Origin of the sequence: Campylobacter concisus, from assembly GCF_902460625.1 — a bacterium.
In the GTDB taxonomy this organism is placed as follows: Bacteria; Campylobacterota; Campylobacteria; order Campylobacterales; family Campylobacteraceae; genus Campylobacter_A; species Campylobacter_A concisus_AD.
On sequence record NZ_CABPUT010000009.1, the window covers coordinates 123,032 to 129,313 of the forward strand.

At 37.7% G+C, this 6,282-nt stretch carries 4 protein-coding genes; 2 read left to right on the plus strand and 2 right to left on the minus strand.

All coding sequences use genetic code 11. The features are described from left to right. The first annotated feature begins 55 nt into the window (after positions 1-55). Together F3G69_RS07810 and F3G69_RS07815 are read left to right on the plus strand one after the other, a co-directional pair. Complete coding sequence (locus F3G69_RS07810) at positions 56-1,255, plus strand: tetrahydrodipicolinate N-succinyltransferase N-terminal domain-containing protein (RefSeq protein WP_149714910.1); 1,200 nt, start codon at positions 56-58, stop codon at positions 1,253-1,255. Between the two features lie 11 nt (positions 1,256-1,266). After that, on the plus strand, positions 1,267-1,761 hold the full coding sequence (locus tag F3G69_RS07815) for a type 1 glutamine amidotransferase family protein (protein ID WP_149714911.1): 495 nt from the start codon (positions 1,267-1,269) through the stop codon (positions 1,759-1,761). Positions 1,762-2,136: 375 nt separating this feature from the next. On the opposite strand, the gene glmS is transcribed toward F3G69_RS07815, so the two are convergent. Together glmS and F3G69_RS07825 are read right to left on the minus strand one after the other, a co-directional pair. Beyond that, a complete protein-coding gene (gene glmS, locus F3G69_RS07820) occupies positions 2,137-3,948 on the minus strand; it encodes a glutamine--fructose-6-phosphate transaminase (isomerizing) (RefSeq protein WP_149714912.1) in 1,812 nt (603 codons plus the stop codon). 3 nt (positions 3,949-3,951) lie between these two features. Further along, positions 3,952-5,880, minus strand: a complete 1,929-nt coding sequence (locus tag F3G69_RS07825; protein WP_223155899.1) for an HD domain-containing protein — start codon at positions 5,878-5,880, stop codon at positions 3,952-3,954. Positions 5,881-6,282 lie beyond the last annotated feature (402 nt).

Consider the following 6,282-nt stretch of genomic DNA (forward strand, 5'->3'; position numbering starts at 1 on the left):
CATAAAATTTTTAGCCATTTTTGGCTAGACTAAGAAAAAATTTAAAGGAGAATAGATGTCTAAAGAGTTTAAAGATGCAAATGAATTTAAGGAATTTTTTGAAGAATTTAGAAAAAAAGATGGCTATAAAGATCCACTTGCTTTTGGTATCGCTAGGATCGATCGTGGACAAAAAAATACAGATAAAATTTTGCAAGCAACTTTTGCTGTTGTAAATTACAAAGAAAGCTTTTTAAGCGCAGCTGCTTATATCTATGCCTTGCAAAAATGTGATGTTAAGGTTGATTTTAACGGCTCTGAATTTGTAGCTGATCTTACGCCAAAAGTGGTGAAAAAAGCTAGCAAGCTCTTTAGCGTCTTTGAAAAAGAGATAAGCTCTCATAAAAATGTACAAAATTTGCATGCCGTAAAAATGGCTTTTGATGACGATCTTGAACTAAATGAGAATAAATTTAAACTTGTGTTTTTGTTTGATGATACAAAACCACTTAGCGTAGAGGCCGTATATCTCAAGCTTTACTTGATCTCGCTTGGCAAGGTCGCACCTAGGACGATCGTGCTTGATGGAGCCTTTGGTGTGTTGCCAAACGTTGCATGGACTAGCCAAAATACACCAATCGAGCTTGAATGGCTAAGAGAAAATGAAATTTCTCTAAAGATGTTTGGCGAATATCCATCGATCGTTAGTGTCGATAAATTTCCAAGATTTTTAAGCCATATCATCCCAGCTGATAACACGAGAATTTTAGACTCAGCCAAGGTTCGCATGGGAGCTGCCGTGTATTCTGGCACAGTCGTTATGCCAGGTGCTGCCTACATCAACTTTAACGCAGGTACAACTGGTAGCGTGATGGTTGAAGGTAGGGTTAGCAGCTCTGTCGTAGTGGGTGAGGGCAGTGACGTAGGCGGAGGGGCAAGCATACTTGGCGTGCTAAGTGGCACAAACGGCAATCCTGTAAGCATTGGCAAACACTGCTTGCTTGGCGCAAACTCAGTTACGGGCGTGCCTCTTGGCGATAACTGCATCGTGGATGCTGGCATAGCGGTGCTTGAGGGCACAAAAGTCTATATCTCGGCCAGCGAGCGCGAAAAGCTAGCCAAACTAAATCCAGAGTTTAAATTTGAAGCTGAAATTTACAAAGCACTTGAGCTTGGCGGGTTAAATGGGCTTCATTTTAGACAAAATAGCCAAACAGGTCAGATCACTGCAAGTGCGAGCAAAAGGGCGATCAAGCTAAATGAGGCACTTCATTAAAAGGAGCTAGCATGAAAGTTGGCATTTTGATGTTTGACAAGATAAATCTACTAAGCTTTGCCAAAATTTATGACTTTTTGCATAAATTTGAAGGTTTTAACATCAAAACCTACGCACTAAAACCAGAGATTGTCGATGAATTTGGCGTCAGGCTTCATCCAGAAATTTATGCTGAAAGCCTTTATGGTGTGGATATCTTAGTCGTGCCAGATGGCGTTGGAGCACTTGGATTAAGATATGATGAGATATTTTTAAGCTGGGTTAAAAGCTCGGCTAGTGCGAAATTTAAGATAGGTTTTGATCTTGGAGTGCTCATCCTTGGTGGGGCTGGATTTTTAGAAGACAGAGAGGCTTGTATAAGGGGCGGATACAAAAACGCACTTAGTGACTACTGTGATGTTAATGATGCCAAGTTGTGTGAAAGTAGGGGTGTCATAAGTGTTAGTGAATTTGATGATAGAATCAAAGAACAGCTGACAACGATACTAGGTAAAGATAAAATTTAAGAGTCTTGAGCTTTAAATTTCTTAGTTTAGTTGGTTAGAAAAAGGCTTTTTGTTAAATATCTCCTTTATCCTTAAAAGAGAAGATGCAAACAAGATAGACAATATCCACTTTTTAATTTTCAATATCGCACATTATTTCAACATACTCCAGTGCGATATTCTTATTCTTTTTACTTAACTCATTAAGTTTTTTAGTCACATCAAAAATGATATCTATGCCACCATTTTTTATTGTCATAGTAAAGTATAAAATTTTTAAACTAAGGCTAGATAAATTTTTAGCTGGGCTGTGCTCTTGTGAGAACAGTATTTCATAAAATCTAATGCAAAATATCAACTAAAATTTAGCTAGCCAGTGTTTACTGGCCAGCTAAATTATTCGACAGTTACGCTTTTTGCGAGATTTCTTGGCATATCGACGTTGTTGCCAAGTCTAACAGAAATTTCAAGTGCAAGTAGCTGAAGCACTAGCATCATCTCAAAAAATTCACTCATATAGTGATCTTGAACGCTTGTTTTTACATAGTCATCGCTTAGCTCAAACTCAAGTGGGCTTATCGCTAGGATATATGCATCTCTTGCGGCAAGCTCTTCGACATTGCTCTTTGTCTTCTCATAGAGTAAATTTTGAGGCATTAAAGCGATCGTAAATAGCTTCTCATCTGCAAGTGCGATAGGGCCGTGTTTCATCTCACCTGATGGATAGCCTTCGGCGTGAAGATATGAAATTTCTTTAAGCTTTAGCGCACCTTCAAGTGCCAGCGGATAGAAGATGTCTCTACCGATGAAGAAGAAGCCATGACCGTGCAAATAGTGCTTGCTTAGGCGGTGAAGCTTTTCTTGAAGAGAGTTATTGATATTTAAAATTTGTGGAATGTGAAGAAGAGTTTTGATCTCGTGATCAAGCTCTTTTTTGCTGATAGAATTTTTAGCTGCCGCCATTTGAAGCACAAGCATCCAAAGCACGATGATCTGCGTTGCAAAGGCCTTTGTGCTTGCCACACCTTTTTCGATACCAGCACGAGTTAGAAGTGTATTGTCAGCTAGCCTAACGATAGATGAGTTATCGACGTTGCAAATCGCAAGCGTTCTAAGCCCAGCCTCTTTAGCTATCCTAAGTGCTTCAAGAGTGTCGGCTGTCTCGCCACTTTGTGAGATGACGATGAAGAGTGAGTTTTTGTTTAGATAAGGCTTTCTATATCTAAATTCGCTTGCTACTTCGACCTTTGTTCTAACTTTAGCAAGCCTTTCAAAAAGATAGCTTGCAGTTAGTGCTGCATGGTAGCTCGTACCGCACGCACAAAGCACGATATCATCGATATTTTTTAGATATTCATCGTCTAAATTTTCAAGGGTAACTTTGTGGTTTTTGACTCTGCCCATGATGGTTTCAGATACGACCGCACCTTGCTCGTAAATTTCTTTCTCCATGAAAAATGTATATCCCTCTTTTTGGGCATAGCTCTTATCTTTTGGTAAAGCATTAAACGTTATGCTCGCCTTTTTGCCGTGTTTAAAAACGGCAATCTCGTCCAAGCTCACGTAGCCGTAGTTGTTATCATCAAGATATGCCACTTCTGTTGCATTGCCGATAAGTGGAGCATCAGATGAGGCAAAATATAACTCTTTTTTATCGCTTTTACCTATCGCCATAGGAGCGGCATCTTTTGCAAAAAATATCTTACCAGGTGCAGTTTTGGTGATAAGTAGCGTCGCGTATGCACCTCTTAGCTTTGCGATAGTTGCCTCGTAAGCTTTAAACGGATCTTTTTTCTCTTTTAAAATTTCTTCAAAAAGGTGCACGATCACTTCGGTGTCAGTTTGGCTCACAAATTTCACGCCCTTTGCTTCAAGCTCATCTTTAAGCTCTTTGTAGTTTTCGATGATGCCATTGTGAACGACAAATGAGTGCTCGCCAAGGTGCGGGTGAGCGTTTATCTCAGTTGGTTTGCCATGCGTCGCCCAGCGTGTGTGACCTATCGCCACGCCAAAGCCAGTTGATGTAAAGTCCTTTGTCTTTAGGGCTAAATTTTCAAGCTTGCCGACAGCCTTAAAAAAATCAATCTTGCCATCACTCATCACAGCCATGCCAGCGCTGTCATATCCTCGGTACTCAAGCTCTTTTAGACCGCTTAAAATGACCTCTTTTTTCTCTTTATCTCCGATGTATCCTACGATTCCACACATGTTTTACTCGCTTATTAATAAATTTAATATCTCTTCGCCTTTACTCTCAAGTCGTTCGTTTTTCTCGATCAAAAAGAGATTTCTTGTTCTATTTTTGACCGTTTGGATTCTAGCACTCGTGACTTGAAAATGAAGCCTGTCAAAAACACTCATCACATAAGCCATTAGCCCACGCTGATCTTTTGCGTTGATACTAAGTTTGGCGTAATCTTTTGAGTGATTTAGCTCGAAGTTTATCTCATCTTTGTTAATGTTTGGTTTCAAAGGCTCTTTTAGAACCTCGCTATTTAGGGATTTTAGAGCTAAATTTTTAGTAATTTCAAGCTCCTCTTTTTTAACATTTTGGTTAAAATCAAGCCTGATATAAAATTTCTTCTCAAATAGCTCAAAAATTTCCATGTATGCCAGGTCGAATTTAGCAAATTCATAGAGCAGGGCACTTAAATTTAGGCTTTTTTTTGTATATATCTGAATGCTTAAATTTTTAGAGTTATTTATAAAAATTTCTGTCGCATCTAAGCTATCTGCAACCTTGCTTAAATTTATGATCTCACTTGCACTATATTTTATAAAGACAAGATTTGATGTGATTTTAAAAATTTTCTCTTGCAAGCTTGGTTCAAGTACCAAAAACTCGCTATTTCTTTTTATAGACTGCTCTTTTTTTACTCGCCTTGTCGCTTCATCGAGTAAATTTTCATCGCTAAATGCACTAAGAGAAATTTCATAAAGCTCTCTTAAAAGCTTTGCTGCGTAGGCATTATAGAGCCTCTCATTTGTCGCATTTATCACGCAGTAGCTAAGGATGTAAAGCAGTTTTAAAACCTGCTTGTCGCCAAGCTTTGAGATAAAAGCAAATATAACGCGTTGCGAATAAATGTCCTCTCTGTTTGAGACGTTGCTCATTAGCGTGTGATATTTTATCAAGATGACGCCGATATTTACGGCTTTTTGGCTTAAATTTAGCTTGTTTGCGTAGGCTCTAAAGATATTAGCACCGATATTTGCGTGGTCTTTGCCAAGCCCCTTGCCAACGTCGTGCATTAAAGTCACGATCTTTAGCATCGTCTTGCCCTCCAAGCAAAGCTCGGTATAGAGATTTTTTATAAACTTATCTTTTATATTTTCAAGAAATTTTACACTTAAGATGCTATGTTCATCGACCGTAAATTCGTGATAGCCGTCGTACTGAGCTAGCTGGCTGATGTGTTCCATTGGTTTTATTAAAATTTGTATCATTTGCGCATCAAGCAATGACTTTAAAATAGCGTAGGAATTTTTTCTTAAAAATATCTTCTTAAACTCACTTATAGCACGCTCTAAGCCACTTTTTGTGATGATGGCTCGCTTAATGTAAAAGATCGCACTTATATCAAATTTATAATCAACATCTTTTAGTTCTAAAAGCTCGGTTATTAGATTTTCAATGAGAGCTGGCTTTTTATGAAGCGGCACGTAAATAACGCCATTTATCTCGTAAAAGCCATTTTTTAGCCTAGCAAATTTTCTCTGCTCAAAGCTTAGCTCACTTTTAAAAAATGGCCTGCAAAGAGAAGCGACGATAAACCTCGAATAAATAGCAACATTATTCATCGAGCTTAGCATCTTTTGGCTGATGACGCTTTCGTTATCTTGGAGCTTTTTAGATTTTGTTTGCATGAAATTTGTCGTGATTTCAACGCTTGAAGCGCTAAAAGTATCAGAATTTTGCGTTAAATTTAAGGTGGTTAGTAAGCTTAGTAAAAAGTCCACATTTAGATTAAAGCTAGCGATCTCTTTTTCATTCATCACTTTTAGGGCTTGTGATCTAACTGAAATGTCGCTATCAAGGCAGTTTAGTATGCAGTTTAAGTGGTAAATTTCATCTATCCCGCCAAAGCCACTTTTTAAATTTGGCTCTTGGGCTAAGTAGCTGATGCTAGAAAATGGCAAGAATGCCTTTAAATGGTAGTTTAAAAAGGCTTTTTTATCAAATTCTTTTAATTTTATGATCTCGCTTTTTACTAGGCGGTAGAGACTTTTTGAACCACAGATATATCGGACTTGCGATGTTTCGCTTTTAAATTTGAGATCGTCTTTGTAATTTGTAAAAATTTCATCTATTTCAACACTTTTTATATAAAAATTTATTCCAGAGCTACTTAAAATTTCGCTAAATTCTTTTAAGAAATTCTTTATGTTATAGCCTTTTAAATTTTTATAAACTAGTAAAATTTAAAGCTCACTATTTGCGCTAAGTAGTGTTTGAGCGTATTTTCCAGTAGCTAAAACACTAAAAGCAAAGCTGTCATTTTGTGGAATAAAATCATCAAAAAAATCTCGCATAGTTTCATT

What these genes read in the sequence shown, in the direction of transcription:
- F3G69_RS07810 (WP_149714910.1), top strand. Translation starts at nt 56, where the DNA reads ATGTCTAAAGAGTTTAAAGATGCAAATGAATTTAAGGAATTTTTTGAA.
- F3G69_RS07815 (WP_149714911.1), top strand. Translation starts at nt 1,267, where the DNA reads ATGAAAGTTGGCATTTTGATGTTTGACAAGATAAATCTACTAAGCTTT.
- glmS (WP_149714912.1), bottom strand. Translation starts at nt 3,948, where the DNA reads ATGTGTGGAATCGTAGGATACATCGGAGATAAAGAGAAAAAAGAGGTC.